The organism is Corallococcus macrosporus (assembly GCF_017302985.1).
In the GTDB taxonomy this organism is placed as follows: Bacteria; Myxococcota; Myxococcia; order Myxococcales; family Myxococcaceae; genus Corallococcus; species Corallococcus macrosporus_A.
In genome coordinates, this window is the sequence record NZ_JAFIMU010000007.1 from 670,889 (window position 1) to 687,096 (window position 16,208).

General features: G+C 71.2%; 14 protein-coding genes. 7 read left to right on the top strand and 7 right to left on the bottom strand.

Annotated elements, in window-relative coordinates; translation table 11 throughout:
• Positions 1 to 3: 3 nt before the first annotated feature.
• Both JYK02_RS15010 and JYK02_RS15015 read right to left on the bottom strand, forming a co-directional pair.
• Positions 4 to 504: a MarR family winged helix-turn-helix transcriptional regulator gene (locus JYK02_RS15010; protein ID WP_207051606.1), complete on the bottom strand. Its 501-nt coding sequence runs from the start codon at positions 502 to 504 to the stop codon at positions 4 to 6.
• Between the two features lie 55 nt (positions 505 to 559).
• On the bottom strand, positions 560 to 1,531 hold the full coding sequence (locus JYK02_RS15015) for a quinone oxidoreductase family protein (RefSeq protein ID WP_207051607.1): 972 nt from the start codon (positions 1,529 to 1,531) through the stop codon (positions 560 to 562).
• 83 nt (positions 1,532 to 1,614) lie between these two features.
• Between JYK02_RS15015 and JYK02_RS15020 the strand changes: the two genes are divergently transcribed.
• The 3 genes from JYK02_RS15020 to JYK02_RS15030 all read left to right on the top strand — a co-directional run bounded on the left by JYK02_RS15020 (position 1,615) and on the right by JYK02_RS15030 (position 5,434).
• Positions 1,615 to 1,773: a hypothetical protein gene (locus tag JYK02_RS15020; RefSeq protein WP_207051608.1), complete on the top strand. Its 159-nt coding sequence runs from the start codon at positions 1,615 to 1,617 to the stop codon at positions 1,771 to 1,773.
• A 205-nt stretch (positions 1,774 to 1,978) separates the two neighbouring features.
• On the top strand, positions 1,979 to 2,521 hold the full coding sequence (locus tag JYK02_RS15025; protein ID WP_207051609.1) for an HNH endonuclease: 543 nt from the start codon (positions 1,979 to 1,981) through the stop codon (positions 2,519 to 2,521).
• 90 nt (positions 2,522 to 2,611) lie between these two features.
• Positions 2,612 to 5,434, top strand: coding sequence for an AAA family ATPase (locus JYK02_RS15030; RefSeq protein WP_207051610.1), 2,823 nt, complete (start codon positions 2,612 to 2,614; stop codon positions 5,432 to 5,434).
• Between the two features lie 4 nt (positions 5,435 to 5,438).
• On the opposite strand, the gene JYK02_RS15035 is transcribed toward JYK02_RS15030, so the two are convergent.
• From JYK02_RS15035 to JYK02_RS15045, 3 genes are all read right to left on the bottom strand, one after another.
• Positions 5,439 to 6,239: a hypothetical protein gene (locus JYK02_RS15035; protein ID WP_207051611.1), complete on the bottom strand. Its 801-nt coding sequence runs from the start codon at positions 6,237 to 6,239 to the stop codon at positions 5,439 to 5,441.
• 558 nt (positions 6,240 to 6,797) lie between these two features.
• Positions 6,798 to 8,390: a M56 and MltD domain-containing protein gene (locus JYK02_RS15040; RefSeq protein ID WP_207051612.1), complete on the bottom strand. Its 1,593-nt coding sequence runs from the start codon at positions 8,388 to 8,390 to the stop codon at positions 6,798 to 6,800.
• Positions 8,387 to 8,785: a BlaI/MecI/CopY family transcriptional regulator gene (locus JYK02_RS15045; RefSeq protein WP_120524487.1), complete on the bottom strand. Its 399-nt coding sequence runs from the start codon at positions 8,783 to 8,785 to the stop codon at positions 8,387 to 8,389. The genes JYK02_RS15040 and JYK02_RS15045 overlap by 4 nt, the downstream gene beginning before the upstream one ends.
• Before the next feature lie 153 nt (positions 8,786 to 8,938).
• On the opposite strand from JYK02_RS15045, the gene JYK02_RS15050 reads away from it, so the two are divergent.
• The 4 genes from JYK02_RS15050 to rimO are packed head-to-tail and all read left to right on the top strand — an operon-like array spanning position 8,939 to position 13,667.
• Positions 8,939 to 10,579: a ribonuclease J gene (locus JYK02_RS15050; protein WP_207051613.1), complete on the top strand. Its 1,641-nt coding sequence runs from the start codon at positions 8,939 to 8,941 to the stop codon at positions 10,577 to 10,579.
• A 28-nt stretch (positions 10,580 to 10,607) separates the two neighbouring features.
• Entirely contained in the window at positions 10,608 to 11,105 is a 498-nt protein-coding gene (locus JYK02_RS15055; protein ID WP_120524455.1) for a YajQ family cyclic di-GMP-binding protein, read from the top strand.
• Between the two features lie 12 nt (positions 11,106 to 11,117).
• Complete coding sequence (locus tag JYK02_RS15060) at positions 11,118 to 12,233, top strand: hypothetical protein (protein ID WP_207051614.1); 1,116 nt, start codon at positions 11,118 to 11,120, stop codon at positions 12,231 to 12,233.
• 33 nt (positions 12,234 to 12,266) lie between these two features.
• Positions 12,267 to 13,667 (top strand): 30S ribosomal protein S12 methylthiotransferase RimO, encoded by a 1,401-nt coding sequence (gene rimO, locus JYK02_RS15065; RefSeq protein WP_242588964.1) that lies wholly within the window; start codon positions 12,267 to 12,269, stop codon positions 13,665 to 13,667.
• Positions 13,668 to 13,894: 227 nt separating this feature from the next.
• Here rimO and JYK02_RS15070 read toward each other — a convergent pair whose 3' ends face one another.
• A complete protein-coding gene (locus tag JYK02_RS15070) occupies positions 13,895 to 15,313 on the bottom strand; it encodes a hypothetical protein (protein ID WP_207051620.1) in 1,419 nt (472 codons plus the stop codon).
• A gap of 15 nt (positions 15,314 to 15,328) precedes the next feature.
• Positions 15,329 to 16,132, bottom strand: coding sequence for a LolA family protein (locus JYK02_RS15075; protein ID WP_207051621.1), 804 nt, complete (start codon positions 16,130 to 16,132; stop codon positions 15,329 to 15,331).
• Positions 16,133 to 16,208: the final 76 nt, after the last annotated feature.

The following is a 16,208-nucleotide window of genomic DNA, read 5'->3' on the forward strand; positions in this document are numbered from 1 at the left end:
CGCTCAGCGGCGTCGGCGGGAGGCAGGGGCCTTCCGGGCGGCAGGGGCGTCTGTCTTCGCCTCGGCTTCACCCAGCCCTGTGCGGGCGACGGCGGCCAGCAGGTCGCGCAGCGCGGAGGCCTGGGTGTCGCCCACGGCGCGCTCGAAGTCCGCCTGGGCGCGCAGCCAGAGTGGCCGGGCCTTGCGGTAGACGCCCTGCCCTTCCGGGGTGATGGCGATGGCGCGCTGGCGCCGGTCCGTGCGGCCCACCTCCAGCACCACGAAGCCGTCCTTCAACAGGGGCCTCAGGTTGTGGGTGAGCGTGGAGGGGTCCATGACGAGCTGATCCGCCAGCGCGTTCACGGTCAGCGGGCCCCGCGTCTGGACGTAGTGGAGGATGGAGTACTGCGTCGTCCGGAGGCCGCTGGGGGCGAGCACCTGATCATAGAACTGCGTGACGTGGCGGCTGGCCTGCCGCAGCGCCAGGCAGTTGCAGGGGGTGCGCTGAGGATCGTCTTGGGACATCGCGGTTGGGAACTATACGTGGGCCTGGACGTGCCCGCAGCGCACGGACGGGCCTTCACTCCGCGCCGACCAGCACGACCTTGCCCACCGTGTTCCGCCCTTCCAGTTGGCGGTGGGCCTCCTCGGCGCGGGACAAGGGCAGCGTCAGGCCCACCACGATGCGCAGGCGCTTCGCCACGACCTCCGCGAGCAGCGCTTCACGCGCGCGGCGCTGCACCTCCGGGGGCGTGGGCGTGTGCAGCCAGTAGGCGCTCACCGTGAGCGACTTCGCGTAGAGCGACTCCACCTCCACGTGCGGCGGGTGGCCGCTGGCGTTGCCGTAGCTCACCAGGTGGCCGAAGGGCGCCAGCGCATCCAGGCTGGCCTGCCAGGTGCTCGCGCCCACCGAGTCCAGCACGCGCTCCACGCCGCGCCCTCCCGTCAGCTCGCGCACGCTCGCCGCGACGTCCTCCCGGTCGTAGCGGATGACGGCGTCCGCGCCCATCTCCCGCGCGAGCTTCGCCTTCGCTTCACCCGACACCGTACCGATGACCCGCGCGCCCGCCGCCTTCGCGAGCTGCACCGCGAGCACCCCCACGCCTCCGGCCGCCGCGTGGACGAGCACCGTCTGTCCCGCCTCCACGCGCCCCACGGTGTGCACCACATGGTACGCCGTCAGCCCCTGCACCAGCAGCGCCGCGGCCTCCGCGAAGGACACCTCCGGCGGGAGCACCAGCAACCCCTCCACCGGCGCGAGCGCGGCCTCCGCGTAGGCCTCCTTCGTCAGGGCGACGACCCGGCGGCCCACCCAGGCCGCGTCCACGCCCGGTCCCACCGCGCGCACCACGCCCGCGGCCTCGCTGCCCAGGATGCGCGGCAGGGGCACCTGGGCGTCGTACAGCCCCCGGCGGCGCTCGGTGTCCGCGAAGTTCACGCCCGCGGCATGGACCCGGAGGAGGACCTGGCCCGGCCCGGGCACGGGCTCCGGCGCGTCCTCCCAACGGAGGACCTCGGGCCCTCCCAGCTGGTGGTAGCGGATGGCTTTCATGCGCGGAGTCCTAACGTCCCGCCTGCCTGCTTGTCAGGACTGAATTTCCGTCGGCGTCGCTGGATGCGAAAGGAGCGGTCCCGATGCGCCAGGAGACGTTGCAGGCCCCGATGAACCTCAAGCACCTGAACCCTTCCGGTCACGGCATCGCCGCGTCCTCGCGTCCCAGCCTGGTGACCGCTCCTTCCATGTGCCGCTGGCGGGACTTCGCGTCCTATCGCCTCGCCTCGCCCGGCTCCTGAAGGCGCCACGCCCCGTCCCTGACGCGGCATGGCCCTGGAGGCCGGGCTCCCGACACGGGAACCCGGCCTTCTTCACGTCCGGGCTCCCGCGCTCCTCTTCCGCTTCCCACCCATAGGCCGCGCACCGGGTGCAGTCCGAACTCCAAATCCGGACGAGCAGGGTTCGACTCCCTGGCGGCCTGTTCCGCCCGAAAGGCCCCGTGTCATGGAAACGCTGGTGCTGAGCCAGTCCTACGAACCTGTCGCCCGCATCCCGTGGCAACGCGCCGTCATGCTGCTCGTGCAGGGCAAGGTGGAGGTCGTCGAAGAGTACGAGGACCGCGTCATCCGCTCCGTGACGGTGGAGCTGCGCATGCCGTCCGTCATCCGCTTCGTGCGCGCCCTGTGGAAGGGCCCGCGCGGCGTGCGCTTCAGCCGCGAGAACGTCTACCAGCGCGACCTGTGCCGCTGCCAGTACTGCGGCCGCAAGGTGACCCGTCCGGAGGCGACGTATGATCACGTCGTGCCGCGCGCCCAGGGCGGCCGCACGAGCTGGGAGAACATCGTCATCGCCTGCGTGCCCTGCAATCAACACAAGGGCAACCGCACCCCGGCGCAGGCGCGGATGACGCTGCGCACCGTGCCCGCGAAGCCGAAGCGGCTGCCGGACGCGCTGGTCGTGTCGTTCCTCGTGGAGAAGGGCCTGCCGCTGTCCTGGCGCAAGTTCCTGAGGGACGTGGCCTACTGGCACACGGAGCTGGAAGCGTAAGGTCCTGGCCCCCGCGGATGGGCCGGGACTTCGCTTCCGCGCCGCAACGGTTAGAGTGCCGCCCGTCGAGGGGGCGTTCCGGACCACACCATGGCGACGAGGAAGAGCGAAGACCAGGAGCGGCTCATCGACCGCGACCTCACCGCGATGGCGCGTGAGGGCAAGCTGCCAGCCGCCCACGGCGTGGACACCGCCGTGACGGAGGTGCTGGGGCTCTTGGCGCGCGGAGGCAAGCACCCGCTGCTGGCGGGCGAGCCCGGCGTGGGCAAGAGCGCGCTCGTGCAGGAGGTGGCCCGCCGCATCGCCGAGGGGCGCGTGGACGGCGAGCTGGCCGGGGCGCGGCTCGTGGAGGTGTCCGTCGCGAACATCCTGGCGCGCAGCACCCAGCGCCAGGCCGCGGAGTCCTTCGAGGAGCTGCTCATCCACCTGGGCCGCCACCCCTGCCCCATCGTCTACATCCGAGACCTGCCGGTGGCCCTGGGCGGCCCCCTGGCCCCGGTGGCCGTGCGCGCGCTGCGCACCGGCGGCCTGCGCTTCATCTTCGAGACCGAGCCCAAGCGCGTGCAGGAGCTGCTGCGCGCCGACGAGGCCCTGGCTGAACGGCTCCACCTCTTGCCCCTCCAGGAGCCGCCGCTGGACAAGGCGCGCTGGATCGTCGGCCGCGTGGCGGAGGAGCTGGAGCGCGAGCTGCGCCTGCCCATCGACCCGGCCGCGTGCGACCTGGCGCTGCGCCTGTCCGCGAAGTTCCTCCTGGCGCAGCGCATGCCGCGCAAGGCGATCGAGCTGCTCAAGGAGACGGCGGCGGAGGCCGCGGGCGTGGCGCGTGACCACGTGGGGCCGGAGGACGTGCTCACGCGCTTCTGCGCCGCCACGCGCCTGCCCCGCTTCGTCGTGGACGACGCGATGCCGCTGGACCTGGAGGAGACGGAGCGCTTCTTCGGGGAGCGGCTGCTCGGCCAGACGGACGCGGTGGCCGCGGTGCTGCGCTCGGTGGCGCTGCTCAAGGCGGGGCTCAACGACCCGCGCCGCCCGCTGGGCGTGTTCCTCTTCGCCGGGCCCACGGGCGTGGGCAAGACGCAGCTGGCGAAGCTGCTGGCGGAGTACCTCTTCGGCTCCGCCGACAGGTTGGTGCGCCTGAACATGGCGGACTACCCCAACGACGGCGACGAGAGCGTCCCCTTCGGCGCGTCATGGGCGCCCGCGCTGGAGACGCGGCGCGGAGAGCTGTCCGCGCTGCTCGACGGCAAGGTGTTCACCGTGCTGCTGCTGGACGAGTTCGAGAAGGCCGCGCGCAGCGTGCACGACCGCTTCCTCCAGCTCTTCGACGAGGGCACCTTCGTCAACGGCGCGGGTGAAGCGGTGTCTTGCAACAACACGCTCATCGTGGCCACGTCCAACGTGGGCTCGGAGGTGTACCGCGAGGCGGGCCTGGGCTTCGCCGCGCACAAGCGCGCGGAGGAGCAGGTGTCGGAGGTGGACCGCCGCATCGCGGAGGCCTTCCGTCCGGAGTTCCTCAACCGCTTCGACGCCATCTGCCACTTCCGGCCGCTGTCGCGCGTGGACATCCGCAAGATTGCCCAGCGCGAGGTGGGCCGCGTGCTGGAGCGCGAGGGCATCCGCGCCCGCGCGCTGGACGTGGAAGTGACACCGGAGGTGGTGGACCGGCTGGTGGAGCGCGGCTATTCGCCGCAGTTCGGCGCGCGCTACCTGCAGCGTGAAATCGAGAAGACGCTCACCGCGGCGCTCGCGGTGGAGATTGCCCGCAGGCCGCTGCCGCCGGGCACGCCCGTGCGCGTGGAGGCCCGGCCCGGAGGCCGCGTGGTCGCGGTCGCGGAGCCCGTGCCGCCTCCGCGTGAGGTGACGGCGCAGCTGCTCTTGCCCACGCCGAAGGCCGCGGCGGTGAAGCGGCGGCTGGACCGCAAGTCGCTGCTGATTGAGATGGACCGGCTGGTGGGCCGCGCCCGCGCGCTCGCGGTGTCCACGGGACGCCCGGAGCTGGAGGAGCGCCGCGCGGCGCTGCTCGCGGAGACGCAGGCGCCCAACCTGTGGGACGACCCGCTGCACGCGGCGGACGTCATCCGCGCGTTCCGCACGGTGGAGGCGCAGCTGGGGGAGCTGGACCGCCTGGAGGCCGCGTGCCAGTTCGGGCGGCGGCTGGTGCGCGAGGCGAAGAACGAGGTGCAGCTCGGCTCCGCCGCGAAGCAGGTGGAGGAGGTCGCGCGCGAGGTGCAGATGGCGGAGGCGCTGCGGGCCTCCGGATCCACGCCGCTGGACAACGAGGCGCTGGTGGACATCTGCGCCAGCGACACGTCGGAGCTGCAGAACGTGTGGGTGCAGGAGCTGGCCACCATGTACCTGGGCTGGGCGCAGCGCCGGGGCTACGAGGCCACCGCCGTCGCGGAAGCGGATGCCCCCGCGCGAGTGGTGGTCCGCATCGCCGGGCCGGGCGCGTACGGATTCCTCGCGGGAGAGACGGGACTGCACCGCCGCCTGGAGGACGAGAAGCGCCAGCGCGCGTACGTGCGCGTGCACCGGGGTGGACCGCTGGAGGAGCTGGAGCGGGAGCTGCTGGTGCTGGAGGGCCGTCCGGTGAAGAGCCGCGAAGGCGAGTACCTCCAGCGCGTGCGCAACGAAGTCACCGCGAAGGACGAAGCCACGGGCCGGGTGCTCACGCTCATCGGAGCCGGAGAGCTGGACGAGCTCAAGGGCATCGCCGCGAGAGTCGTCGCCGGCCAGGGCGCCAGCACTGACGAGGCCCGCCGCTACTTCCTGGGCCGCGGCGCAAGAGTGGAAGACCCACGCACGGGCGCCGGCACGCCGCGAGTGAAGGACGTGATGCGCGGAGAGCTGGACGTGTTCATCGCCGCGTGGATCTCCCGTGCGCCCCCGGAGTCCTCGACGCCGCTGTCTTGAGTGGTCAGGGCAGGTAGCCCCGGGCCACGCCCAGGCGCATGGCCTCCGCGAGCACGTCCAGGCCCTGCGCGGTGTTGATGCGCGAGTGGGACGTGGCGCCGCTCACCACCTGCACCGCGCCGCCCAGCACGAAGGGCAGCGGCCGGCGACCCAGCCGCAACAACCGCTCGTCGTAGAAGGCGGCCGGGGCGCGCTCGCGCACCAGGCGCGCCAGGGTGACCATGTTCGCGGTTCGCGACGCCTGCATCGCGGGCCCCAGGCATGAGAAGTCGAAGCCCACTTCCGGCAGCACGGCGCCCCGGCCGTCGCGGTCGAAGACGAAGACGACCTGCGACGTCTCCTCCTGCGAGCCGCGCACGCTCTTCTCCGTCGTCTTCGTCATCTTCAGGCCGCCGGTGACGATGGCCGCGCCCAACGCCACCTTCGTTGTCTTCTCCATGTGCTCGCTCTGCGTGCGCAGGGATGAAGCGCCCCGGAGGATGACCGTCACGTCCTCCCAGGCCATCGTGAGCGGAGCCCCCGCGCGAGGCGTGAACGTCGCCTGCGCGGAGCCGAACGTCACGGTGCGTGCCGTGACACGTTCAGCGGTCTCTGACTCATCGATGGTGAGCGCCGCGAGTCCAGCGTCCTGAAGGGTCTTCACCAGGGCATCCGCCGCATCGGGAGCCAGACGTGCGAGCAGGGCGGGCGGCTCCGGCGCCAACCGCATGCGAGCCTCCGCCGGAGCCATCCCCGCCGCGGCGGCGAGCACCTGGGCTGCTTCCGGAACTTCACCAGCCGGACGAACGAGCGCGACGATCTTCATGGCGTTTCCCACCCCTGGCACCGAGCGCGCCATCCTCGCGCGAAAGCAGGGTGACGCGCATCCGAACCCCGGTGCGACAGGGACATTCCCAGAACCCCCGTGGCGAGAGTGTCGTGCAGCCGCGCCACGGTTCCGGTTCGCTAGGGCGTGATCGAAGCCGGCCCTCATGCGCGTTTGCGGTCGCAGCGAAGCTGCGGTTCCACCGAGCAATCACGGTGCACGCGGGCACAAGCATGAATGTTCCGGCTCGCGCATTCGCTCCAGGTCTTCAAGCCTGAAGCTGCCCCCAAGCAGAGGGGGCTCCCCGTCCGCGGCGCACCGCACGAACTGGTCCGACTGTCGGACCCGTTGGGACGCCCGTGGCCCGGGGGACCCGTGACAGCCGGCCAGAGAAAACCTGTCCGACTGTCGGACCAGTTGGGATGCCCGTAGCCCGGGGGACTGCCGCGACAGCCGGCCAACGGAAACCTGTCCGACTGTCGGACAGGTTGGGACAGCATCGAGGGCGGTGTCCGGCAGGAAGGTCCGTAGGGCTGGCGGTCGCCTCGAATCCCCGGCTCAGTCCAGCAGGTGCGGGTTGCGCAGCAGCAGCACTCCGGCCTGCACCGTCGCGGTGTAGCCATTGAGCTTGCCGGTGCGCACCAACTCGCTCACGTCGCGCACGCCCGTCTCCGCGAGGACGCGGTCCACCACGCCCTCGCCCTGGTTGTACGCCGCGAGCGCCAGGCGCCAGTCGCCGTAGCGCGCATGCAGCGCCTGGAAGAGGGCCGCGGCGGCCTCCGTCTCCTTCGCCACGTCCAGCCGCTCGTCGCGCCCCGCCTCCACCTTCAAGCCGTAGCGACGCGCCGTCTCCGGAATGAACATCCACACACCCGCGCCCCGCTGTCCCGGCGCCATCGACGGCTCGCGGGACGTCTCCGGCAGGTTGCTCACCGCCGACTCCACCATCGCCACCGCGACCAGTTCCTCCGGCAGGGAGCGCGAACGCAGCGTGCCCGTCATCGCCTCACGGTGCGTCTTGAGGTTCGCCAGCGCCTTGCGCATGAAGTCGCGCCCCTTCGGCGTGGTGACGAATTTGTTGAGCTGCTCCACCACCGCGGCATCCACCACCACGGGCAGGTCTCCTTCCTTCCGCCCCGCATCCGCCAGGGTACGCGCCTCCGTGAGCGACACCGCGCGCCCCTTCACCGCCCCCTGGGCCCACAGCGCCAGGGGAGCAAGCACCAACGCCAGCGACAACGACAGACCCAAGGTGCGCACGGAGCTACGGGGACGGGGCTGGAACAACATGTGGATCCTCCTGACAGTGGGGTGGGACATGCCGGTGACGCCGGCGGGAAGAGAGAAGGCAACAGGGACACGCAGCGACGCCTGCAACAGGCACCGCGCATACGACTCCGCGGACACGCGCCTCACGGTGACGAGCGCCTCGTCACAGGCGAACTCCTGACGCTCCGCCAACCACCGCGAGAACGCCCGAGCGAACGGATTCCAGAAGAAGGCGCTGTCGAACCCCAGCCGCGCATACGCGAGCACCGTGTCCCGCTGCCGGTGGTGTTGCAGCTCGTGCCGCACCGTGAGCCGGAGCGCCTCCGCGTCCTCCAGAACACCAGACGGCACCACCGCCCACGCGCCGCCACCGGGGAACCACACGGAGAACGCGCCCTCCGCCGCGTCTCCCAGCACCACGCGCACCCGGCCCACGCGGCGAAGCACGGGCAGCGCTTCCAACTTCCGCCGCAAGCGCGCGTATCGCCGCAGCTCCCACGCCAGGAACGCCACCGCCCCCACGCCCACCAGCCCCAATCCAAGCGATGCCCACGGCAGGCCCGTGTCCGACGACGGCGCCTCCGGCACGCCGCCACGCACGGGACGCGCTTCAACTGGCGTCAGCGGCGCGGCATAGCGCACCAGCGAACGCTCGAACGTGAAGAGCGGCGCCGACGGCATCCACTCCCGCGCCGCGAGCGCCGCGAACGGCAACACCACCGCCAGCCCCAGCGTCACCCGCCCCACGCGCAGGGTCTGCCGCGCATCCAGCCTCCGCTCCATCCCCATCGCCAGCGCCGCGCGCAGCAGCCCGAAGCCCACCGCCACCAGCACCGCCGACGTGAGGTACGCAGCCAGCACGTCCCGGACGAAGGCGCTCATCCCCGGCCCCCCTTCTTGCCCAGCAGCTTGCGGATCTGCTCCACCTCCTCCGCCGACAGCGGCACCGCCTCCACCAGCCGCGCCACCAGCGACGAAGGCGTCCCGTCGAACACCGTCGCCACCAGGTGGCGCACGCTCTGGGCCTCGTAGGCCTCGCGCGACAGCCGCGCCGAGTACAGGTGCCCCCGTCCCTCCTTGCGGCTGTGCACCACGCCCTTCTGCTCCAGGATGCGCAGCACCGTGGACACGGACGTGTAGGCCAGCTTGCGCTCCGGAGGCAGCGCCGCGAGCACGTCCGCCACGCTCACCTCCCCCAACCTCCACACGAGCTGCATCAACTCCAGCTCCACCGGCGTGAGCGGCTTGGACTCCTCGGCGGACGGCGGCTTCGTCACGGGCAGGACCTCCCGGCTTGGAACTAAAACCTTAGTTCCAATACAACTAAGCCTTTAGTTTGATTCCGTCAAGCAGGCGGGCGGAGGCTCGTGCTGGCGGGGTGTGCGGATTCCCACGCACCGGAGGGGCCGGGCCCTTAGACTTCGGGGCACATGCTCCACGTCATACCTCTGGGCGGCCTGGGCGAAATCGGCCTCAACGCCATGGTGCTCGCCTGTCGTGGGGAGATGCTGCTCATCGACGCCGGCCTGATGTTCCCCACGTCGGGAATGCCCGGCGTGGACATCATCGTCCCGGACTTCACGCACCTGAAGCGCAACGCGGCCCAGCTCAAGGGCGTGCTGCTCACGCACGGCCATGAAGACCACATCGGCGCGCTCCCCTACCTGCTGGGCGACATCCCCGTCCCCATCTACGGCACGCGCTTCACGCTCGCGCTCGCGCGCAACCGCCTGGAGGAGCTGGGCGTGAAGGCGGACCTGCGCGAAATCGAGCCGCGCACGCCCTTCCCCGTGGGCGAGGTCTTCAAGGTGGAGGCGACGCGCGTGACGCACACCGTGCCGGACGCGGTGGGCTTCATCGTCCGCTCGCCCGAAGGCACCGTCATCCACACCGGCGACTTCAAGCTCGACCCGGACCCCATCGACGGGCTCAAGACGGACCTGGAGCGCTGGGGCGAGGCCGGCGACGAAGGCGTGCTGTGCCTGCTGTCGGACTCCACCAACTCCGAGCACGTGGACGAGACGGGCAGCGAGCGCGTGGTGCAGACCACCTTCGAGCGCCTCTTCCACGAGACGAAGGGCCGCATCGTCGTGGCCCAGTTCTCCTCCAACCTCCACCGCGTGCGCCACCTGCTGGAGCTGTGCGAGCGCACCGGCCGGCTCGTCGCGCTCCAGGGCCGCAGCATGGTGCGCAACGTGGAGCTGGCGCGGGAGATGGGCTACCTGGACGTGCCCGACTCGCTCTTCGTGCACCTGGACAGCGTGCCAAAGCTCGCGCCCCACCGCGTGGCCGTGCTCACCACCGGCGCGCAGGGAGAGCCGCGCGCGGGCCTCACCCAGTTGGCGAATGGTGATGGGCCCGTGCGCCTGGAGCCCGGCGACACCGTCATCGTCAGCGCCCGCCCCATCCCCGGCAACGAGCGCTCCGTGGGCGCGCTGCTCGACCAACTCCACTGGAGAGGCGCCCGCATCGTCTACGCCCAGGTGGAGCCCGGCGTGCACGTCTCCGGGCACGCCAGCCGCCCCCAGCAGCGCCGGGTGCTGGAGCTGGTGCGCCCCCGCAACTTCGTCCCCGTGCATGGGGAAGTCCGGCACCTGCACCGACACCTGACCACCGCGCGCGAGGCTGGCATGGCGCCGGAGGGGCTGCTGCTGGCGCACGACGGGGACGTGGTGACGTTCGAGGAGGGGCGGGGCCGCTTCACTGGCAGCGTGCCCACGGGGCGCGTCATGATGGAGCGCTCCGGGGACGGGGTGGTGACGCCGGAGACGCTGGTGGAGCGCAACCGGCTGGCGGAGACGGGCGTGGTGGCCGCGGCGGTGGTGCTCCGGCGCGACACCCAGGCCCTGGTGGCGGGGCCCCAGCTGTCCGGCCAGGGCCTCAGCCCGGACGAGCAGGGCGTCCTGTCCCGGGTGGCCCAGGAGGCCCGGGCCTTCTTCGAGGAGCTCAACCCCCAGCTCCGCGGGGACGACGCCCTGGTGCGCGAGGAGCTGGTCAAGGCCGTGAAACGGGCCTTCAAGCAGCACACCTCCCGGCGGACCCTGGTGGTGCCCTTGGTCGTCCGGGTGTAGGTATGTTAAGGGCGCGAAAGGTCCCCCCATGCCCTCCTTCGACGTCATCTCCAAGATCGATCTGGCTGAGCTCGACAACGCGGTGAATCAGACCCGCAAGGAGCTCAGCACCCGCTACGACTTCCAGGGCGTGAAGGCCGAAATCGACATCGCCCCGGACCATTCCGCGCTCACGCTCAAGACGAACAGCGAGGAGAAGCTCCAGGCCGCCAAGGAGGTCCTGCTCGGCAAGCTGGCCAAGCGCGGCATCAGCCTGCGCGTGCTGGAGTTCGGCGACATCGAGAAGACGGGCCTGTCCAACGTCAAGCAGCCCATCAAGCTCCAGCAGGGCATCCCGGTGGAGAAGTCCAAGGAGCTGATCAAGGTCCTCAAGGAGTCGAAGATCAAGGTGCAGGGCTCCATCCAGGCGGATCAGCTCCGCGTCACGGGCAAGAACCGCGACGACCTGCAGGAGGCCATGGCGCTGTTCCGCAAGGAGCAGGACCGGCTGAGCCTGGACATGCAGTTCACCAACTTCCGCGACTAGGGCCCCCTCGTCATGCACGCCGCCCGTCTGGCCCCCCTGCCCCTCTGCCTGCTCCTCGCCACCGCCTCGCTCGCGCAGGACGCGGCGCCGCGGACTGGCAAGCCGGTGCCCGTGCTCAAGAAGGCGCCCCGGCCGGAGAAGGGGCTCAAGGACTTCGGCTCGCCGCTGGTCCTCAAGCCGCTGTCCGTCGAAGGGGCCACCGCGAACTTCTCCGCCCGGGTGGGCTGGCGCAAGGACACGCTCTTCGTGGGCGTGGAGGCCACGGACAACCAGTTGCTCGCGGGCGACGTCGTCACGATGACGCTCCATTTCCCGGACTCAGGCCCCACCGCCCCGGGCTACACCTACCGCTTCGCCTTCGACGGCCAGCGCACCTCCGGGGCCGACAGCGGCACGCCCCAGTTCGCGCAGGGCCTGGTGAACGCCGCGGTGCACCGCCAGGGCGACACGCTGTCCGTGGTGGCCATGGTGCCCGTGCGCGCCCTGCCCCGCTTCCCCGCGGTGGATCCGCTCGTCATGGACCTCTGCATCACCTACGAGGACCAGGACCAGGTGGGCGCCAAGGCGGTGCCGGTGTCCAACTGCAAGGGCGGCACGATGGCGGACGGTGAGGCGCTGCGCCTGCCGGACGAGGCGCGCAAGAACCTCAAGCTGAAGCCCCCCGCCAGCGTCACCGCGCTGGAGGCGGCGCCCACCGGCTGGCTGGGCTGGGGCATGCTCAGCTACCCGGACTGGGCCCAGGGCGAAGCCGCCCTCACGCCGGCCTCGCTGCGCGCGCTCGTCGCGCCCACGGCCGTGGATGCGTCCAAGATGGGCGTGAACCTGCCGGAGGCGTTAAGCCTGCCGGACGGGCGACCGGTCGTTACGGTGCTCACTGGGAAGAATCCCTATGCCGTCGAGGGTCAATGCGATTCCGACGACGAGCTCCGCATGGGGCTCTATGTGGTGTCGGGGAAGACAGCCCAACGGGTGCTCGACTGGCCGGCCGCCACCTGTGCGCTGGGTCGCGCCACCTCGGTGGAGCTGGAAGAAGACGGGGCGCTGAACATCGGTTACTCGAACGGCGCCATCATCAACTTCGTTTGGAGTGCGGACCACTTCGAGCGGACGCAACTGGGAAAGCGGTAGACGCGCGTGGAAGAGACCAAGAGCCTGTACATGATGACCCTCGGCTGCCCGAAGAACCGGGTGGACTCCGAGGTGATGCTGGGCACCCTGCGCACGCGTGGCTATTCGCTCGTGCAGGAGGCCGCGGACGCCGAGGTCATCGTGGTCAACACGTGCGCCTTCATCGGCCCGGCGAAGCAGGAGTCGGTGGACTCCATCTTGGAGATGGCGGAGCTGAAGAAGTCGGGCTCCTGCAAGACGCTCGTCGTCACGGGCTGCCTGTCCCAGCGCTACGGCCAGGAGCTGTCGCAGGAGATGCCGGAGGTGGACCACTTCCTGGGCACCAGCGCGTACGCCCAGATTGGTGACCTCTTGGCGGCGGAGGCCACGCCGCGCCAGGTGATTCCGGATCCGGAATACATCCACAACGCGGAGACGCCGCGCATCAACTCGATGCCGAAGTACACGGCGTACCTGAAGATTTCGGAAGGGTGCGACAACGCCTGCGCGTTCTGCATCATCCCCAAGCTGCGCGGTGCCCAGCGCTCGCGCGCGGTGGCGGACATCGTGGCGGAGGCTCGGAAGCTGGCGGACAGCGGCGTGCAGGAGCTGAACCTCGTCGCGCAGGACCTGACGGCGTACGGGCATGACCTGCCTGGAAAGCCGAAGCTCCACGAGCTGCTCAAGGAGCTGGTGAAGGTGGACGTGAAGTGGATCCGCCTGCACTACGCCTACCCGCGCGTGTTCCCGGACGAGCTCATCGACGTCATCGCGACCGAGCCGAAGATCGCCAAGTACCTGGACATGCCGGTGCAGCACGCCAGCGACAAGCTGCTCCTGTCCATGAAGCGCGGCCGCAACGCGGAGTTCCTCAAGAAGCTGCTGGGCAAGCTGCGCGAGCGCGTCCCGAACCTGGTGATGCGCACCTCGCTCATCGTCGGCCTGCCGGGTGAGACGGAGGAGGACTTCGAGCTCTTGAAGGAGTTCGTGAAGGAGCAGCGCTTCCAGCGCCTGGGCGTGTTCCAGTACTCGGACGAGGAGAACACCGCCGCGTTCGACCTGCCCAACAAGGTTCCGGCGAAGACCATCGAGCGCCGCTGGCGCGAGGTGATGGCCATCCAGAAGCGAATCAACCGCGAGCAGAACAAGAAGCTCGTGGGCCAGAAGCTCACCGTGCTGGTGGAGGGCCCCAGCGAGGAGTCCGAGCACCTGCTGGTGGGCCGCCACGAGGGCCAGGCGCCGGAGATCGACGGGCAGGTCTACATCAACGACGGCCTGGCGTACCCGGGCGAGTTCGTCACCGTGGAGGTGACGGAGGCGCACGACTACGACCTCATCGCCCGCGTGGTGGAGCGTCCGGATCCGAAGCAGCGCGCGCACACCCCGCGCGAGGCCCACCCCGCGCCCGTGCCGCTGAAGGCGATGGTGCGTCCGCCGGAGCCCCGTCCGGAGTAGCCGTCACCGCGAACGCCGTACCACGGGCCCGCGCCCCGTCCTCCCTCAAGGAGGCGGTCGCGGGCCCGAGCCGTTCATGGAGACCGATACGTCGGCGACCGGCCAGCGCGCTCCGAGCCCCTTTCAGGCGTCGGTGCTCGCACCGCGTGCGTGAGCGCGCCCTCGGCCTCTCGGGCCTCCCCACTCCTCGACAGGTGGCGGGCCGTGAGATGAAACCTGCGACGGCCCTACTTCGGATCCTCCGGCTCCAGCTCGCGCTCCTCGACGGGCGGCGGCTGGGGACCGGAGCCCTTCGTCGGGACGGCCACACCTTCGCCCAGCGGCGTGGGCTGGCACTCGCAGACGGTGCGCCGCGACGCGGACTCGGTGACGAAGGCGCACGTCGTGGGGCACTCGGGCTGGCGCCCTTCCTCCACCAGCGACACGGCGTAGCCCTTCGCGCCCTGCAGCGCGGCGTGGCACGCGGGCAGCGTCTTCGCCAGGGACGCCCATGGCAGCCGGTGCTGCGTGTTGGCGCCGCGCGTGGCCGTGGGGAAGCTCAGGCCCACCTGACAGCCCGTCTCCAGGCGCTGACCGTCCGCGCCCCGGGGCTCCACGTACAGGCGCACTCCCTCGGGCACGTCCCGGAACACCTCGCCGGACAGGGCCACCGCGCCGTCGGGCTCCGCGCGCACGAAGACGCCGTAGCAGGACTCCTCGCTAAACGCGCCGCCCTCGCCCGCGCACTGCTGCCGGCCTCCGCCCTCGGGCGTGCGCACGTGCGGCCTGCGCAGCACCAGCGCCCCACCCTGCGCGTCCAAGGTGGCGGTGAAGCGGCCCCACACGTCCGGCCCCAGACGGCCCAGGCTGCTCTGCGACGGCCAGCGGCCCGCGGCCTCCATCACCAGCGGCTTCACGCCCAGGCCCTCCGCCACCTCCACCGCGTCCACCGCGAAGGTGCGCGGCGGCAGGCCCGCGGCCGTCTCCAGCGGCTGGAGCCCCTGCGCCAGCGCGGGATCCACCGCCAGGCGGGAGAAGGGCTCACGCGTGCCCAGCACGAAGGGGCCGGTGATGCTCGCCCCGTTCTGCGTCACCTGCACCGCGAGCAGCGGCCAGTCCCCCAGCGGCTCGCGGCTCAGCTCCACCACCTGCGCCTCGCGCACCGCGTCCGTCGCGCGCAGCTCCGCCTCGTAGGCCTCGCGGGGACGCGACGCGGTGAAGGTCACCTCGCGGCGCAGCGGATCCACCGTGAGGGCATACGGGGCCAGCACGTCCTGCCCCAGCGTCACCGAGCAGCCCGTCTCACCGGAGAGCAGCAGCGTGCGCAGGGGCGGCGCCACCGGGCCCACCGTCAGCGGCGGGGCCGGCACCTCCGGCCAGGAGCGATGGCCCCCCGAGGGCTCCGGCACGCGCGCCGTCCCCGCGGGGGCGGGCGGCTCACCGTCGAAGCAGTTCGTGGACACGAGCGACAGCGGCCGCGTCACGTCCAGCACCACCGGCACGGCCCGGTTCCCCAACCGCCCCGCCACCGTCAGCCGCAGCGCGGGCGACGACAGGAGGGGCAGCGTCTGTCCCACGAGGCTCGTGGGACGTGAAGGGCCCGCGGGCGCGGCGGAGTGACACCCCGCGCCCAAGAGCACGCATCCCGCCAGCAGCACGCCGCGCATGGAGGGCGGGCGCTCCTACTGCGCCTTCTTGGTGAAGTCGTCCACGCGGGTGCCCTCGGGCGGGTTCAGCTTGAAGCTGTCCGCCGCGATGCCAACGTTCGTCTTCAGGTCCAGGAAGGCGATGGTGTTCTCACTGCCGTCCGGATCCACCACGGTGCTCTTGAGCACCTGCGCCGTCGCGGGGTCCACCTCCAGGCGCACCTGGCGGAAGCGCGGCTCCTCCTTGAGCGGATCCAGCACCAGCAACGTGCCCTTGCAGTCCTTGCAGTCGCCCTTGGTGATGGCGAACTCGTCCGCCAGCTTTCCCTGGCCGAAGAGGAACGTCACCGACGCGGACAGCTTGCTGGTGTCCATGGCCGCCACCGACAGCGTCTGCGCCTCCGGGTCGTGCATGTAGACCTTGTTGCCCGCGAGCACGAACGTCCGCTTGGACGGGTTCTCGTACTCCCAGCGCATCAGGCCCGGCTTCTTGTAGGTCACCGTGCCGGTGGACGTCTGCGTGCGGCGGAAGGCCTTGTACTTGTAGTCCTGCCGGAAGCCCGCCTTGAAGTCGCCCGTCTTCTCGTAGAAGGCCTGCATCCGGTCCACGAGCGTCTTCACCTCGGGCGCCATCGGCTTCGGCGCGGGCTTCGAGGCGCTGGGGGCCACGCTGGCGTCGCCCTGCTTCGCGGCGGGGGGCATGGCGGCCGTGCCGGCGTCCTTGGGGGCGGCGGGCTTCGGCGTGGCGGCGGGGGCCTTGGCGGCGGCCGCGGGCTTCGGCGCGGGCGCGGTGGTGGGGGCCTGCGTGAGCAGCGCGAAGAGCAGGGATTCCAGCAACATGGCGTGCGCCTCCGGAGCAGGCGCCCAAAGGCGCCCGCAGGGTCCATCTACCGCATCCGGACGGACCCCGGGGGGC